This window comes from Yersinia pekkanenii (genome assembly GCF_001152565.1).
GTDB classification, from domain to species: Bacteria; Pseudomonadota; Gammaproteobacteria; order Enterobacterales; family Enterobacteriaceae; genus Yersinia; species Yersinia pekkanenii.
The window spans coordinates 1-2,890 of sequence record NZ_CQAZ01000129.1 but is presented as its reverse complement, the minus strand read 5'-3'; the positions used below and the strand labels follow the sequence as shown (position 1 = coordinate 2,890).

Genomic DNA, 2,890 nt, shown 5'->3' with positions numbered 1-2,890 from the left:
GCAAGAGATTGAAAGTTATCTCACCGCCGCGCCGGAGAAGGAAAATGGATAAACAGAAGTATTTACTTCTAAACGAAAGCATCAGACAAAACGCAATAGCAGCCATCAGAAACACACCGCTCGATTTAAAATCCCCAAAAGAAGTCATTATCCAGGAACCCAAACGAAGTCTTCCACAGAATAACAAAATGTGGCCGCTGCTTAATGACATTGCCGAGCAAGTTTACTGGCATGGCGTGAAGTACAGCAAAGAGGACTGGAAGGATTTAATCACTGACCTTGTAGCAGAAAACAATAAGCAGGAACGCAGACAGGCACCGGGCATTACCGGTGGCTACGTTCGCTTTGGTCATCGCACAAGCCAGATGAGAAAGAGCGAGATGGTAGAAATTATTGAGGCCGCCTATTGGTTCGGTACTGAGCATAACGTGAAGTTTGGCGCTATCGCCCAGCGAGAAGTTGAGTGGGCCAACCGATGGGGAAATACACCATGCGACAAAGGCAAAGCAGCATAGTTGCAGTAATGGAAAACTCAATATTCAAAGTATCCCACCGAACCCAGCCTAAACCCCAAATCCCCGCCAGTCAGATAAAGACATTCGATTATGTCCATGGGCTGTTGCAAGCAAAATTCGACAGAGTAAGGAGAACGCGATGAAAGACTATTCAGCAATGAGTGATTTTGAGATTAACAAGGCAGTGGCGTTCCACATCGGTCTGTGCACTGTAATCGATGCTGAGAACGGTGATTATAAACCTTGCAATTACCCCGCCGATGCATGGCCCATCATGCTTGAGCATGGTATTGGCATTGATTATGACGGTATCTCATGGATCGCCAGTGATTGGCGCGAAAATAAATATAGCGACTGGCAAAACCATCCAGAAAGCCCACTACGGCTGGCAATGATTGTATTCCTGATGATGAAAGACAGGGAGGTTAGCCATGCCTGAACTCCCCCAATCAATATGTGCATTCTGTCTGGCCCCGCTAAAGCCCGATGAAGCTTATTGTTGCGACCAATGCGAACGTGAAAACGCTTCGAGAGAAATGCTGGAGGAACATGATGAGTAGCTTTCGAGATTTAGTTAAGAAATTACAGGATGACTCCCGCACTACGATTGATCTGATTGCCTTCAAAAAAGACAGGACCAACCAGACATCAGAAAGCCGGTATTTCGTTAAACACTCAGCAAAAACCATTTTAGAGCAAGAAATGGTTATTCACGGCAATGTTTATGGCTACACGGCTGAAGCGGTAATTACCGAATTCCCTTACTTGGAAACTGAGAAGGCCGCTGCGCTAAAGCTGGCTGATTGGCTAAAGAGAATGGCGCTGGCAATTGAGGCCCACTACAGCGAACCGGAGGAGGAGGCCGATGATAACCGGCAAACCAAAGAATAAGCCGCCAAAGCTAAAGAAGTGCAAAGTCTGCCCCACCAAGTTCACCCCTCGAAACTCCCTCCAAATAGTCTGCTGCGGTCACTGTGCCTACCTCTACCAAAAGCAGCAATCTGAAAAGAAAGCGGCTGATAAGGCACTGGAGGACAGAAAGGCATGGCGAGAGCGCAAGGCTAAGTTGAAGCCGCTCAAGCACTGGGAGGACATGACGCAGCGAGCGATAAACGACTACATCACTAAGGGCCGAGATGTTGACGAGCCGTGTATTAGCTGCGGCACGTATCAAGCGTATGAATGGCATGCAGGGCACTTCAGAACGATAGCTAAGGCATCACAGATTCGTTACGACGAGGACAATATAAATAAACAATGCAGTGCATGTAATACCCATCAGTCAGGAAATATCACGCCATACCGCATCAATCTTGTAAAGAAAATCGGCACTCAGCGCGTTGAGGCGCTCGAAAACAACAACACCACCCACCGATACACCCGCGAAGAACTCGACAGCATCAGGGCGCTGTACAGAGCGAAATTACGTGAGCTTAAAAAACTTCAGGAGGCAGCGTGAACGCAGATATCAAAACCATTCCCGAATTACTTATCGCGTCCTATGGAAACCAATCAACTGTAGCAGCCCAGCTAAATACTCAGCGCTCAACAGTAAAGAAATACGCAAATGACTCGAAGGGAGAGCGCCACGCCATTGTTAATGGTCGGCTGATGGTTGGGACAACTGGCAGGAAGAGGTCGGTATGAATGTAGCTCAGTTAAAACTAACCAAAGAACAGCATGATTGGGTCAATGGATGGCTTGAACTGTGGGGCGCATGGGTTTACTCAGGGAGATTAGAGAAACGCATGAGCAGCGTTATAGCTCAGTACATGGCGACAGTAGAACCGCAGAAATATCCAGATAGGCCGATGTGTAATGACGATGACGGAATGTTGATTTCTCAGGTCGTAGATTCTGTCATGTACATCGATGCAAAGGCCTTCGGGATATTGATGAGCTACTACGTGAACAACTCAACTGAATACGCAATATCAGTCTACAGCCACAAGAGTGCAAATCCCCGCAAGATAACCACGCGTGGGGGAAATCGATTTAAGCGTCCATCGCTATCAACCTGCCGCAGAGAAGTTAAAGAAATACTGGAGGCTAGTGTCTTTATGATTTACCAACCGCTGCTATTTGCGATGAACAACCGCAAACGTGTAGGTAAAATTCAGAAAGTTGCATAGAAATTGTTGACACTTTTGAACAAATGAGCAATGATAAGTAGGTAAGGTGCCGTATCTGTCTTAAGTCGGTGCCGCAAGCACAAAGAAGCCTCGGTTAATCGCCGGGGCTTTTTGCATTCTACATTCGCATGGGTACTGAAAGAGCCTGAATCTTTCCATCCTCCGAGGCTTGGACGAGGCAGTATCCAGCCGAATGTGGTTAATATAACAATTAAAGATTGCATGTTGCGACATATTGTTGCA

General features: G+C 46.9%; 6 protein-coding genes. All 6 read left to right on the top strand.

Going from position 1 to position 2,890, the window contains the following annotated elements:
* Positions 1-44: 44 nt before the first annotated feature.
* The 6 genes from AEP37_RS23130 (at position 45) to AEP37_RS23105 (ending at position 2,647) form a co-directional block, all read left to right on the top strand.
* Entirely contained in the window at positions 45-515 is a 471-nt protein-coding gene (locus tag AEP37_RS23130) for a recombination protein NinB (RefSeq protein ID WP_049615526.1), read from the top strand.
* A 139-nt stretch (positions 516-654) separates the two neighbouring features.
* Positions 655-954, top strand: a complete 300-nt coding sequence (locus AEP37_RS23125; protein ID WP_049615525.1) for a phage protein NinX family protein — start codon at positions 655-657, stop codon at positions 952-954.
* A gap of 110 nt (positions 955-1,064) precedes the next feature.
* Entirely contained in the window at positions 1,065-1,406 is a 342-nt protein-coding gene (locus AEP37_RS23120) for a hypothetical protein (protein ID WP_244880841.1), read from the top strand.
* The gene (locus tag AEP37_RS23115; protein ID WP_049615523.1) at positions 1,381-1,974 is read left to right on the top strand and encodes a recombination protein NinG; all 594 of its coding nucleotides are present in this window, start codon (positions 1,381-1,383) and stop codon (positions 1,972-1,974) included. Before AEP37_RS23120 ends, AEP37_RS23115 begins: the two co-directional genes overlap by 26 nt.
* Complete coding sequence (locus AEP37_RS23110) at positions 1,971-2,162, top strand: protein ninH (RefSeq protein ID WP_048901740.1); 192 nt, start codon at positions 1,971-1,973, stop codon at positions 2,160-2,162. The genes AEP37_RS23115 and AEP37_RS23110 overlap by 4 nt, the downstream gene beginning before the upstream one ends.
* On the top strand, positions 2,159-2,647 hold the full coding sequence (locus AEP37_RS23105; RefSeq protein ID WP_049615522.1) for an antiterminator Q family protein: 489 nt from the start codon (positions 2,159-2,161) through the stop codon (positions 2,645-2,647). Before AEP37_RS23110 ends, AEP37_RS23105 begins: the two co-directional genes overlap by 4 nt.
* Positions 2,648-2,890 lie beyond the last annotated feature (243 nt).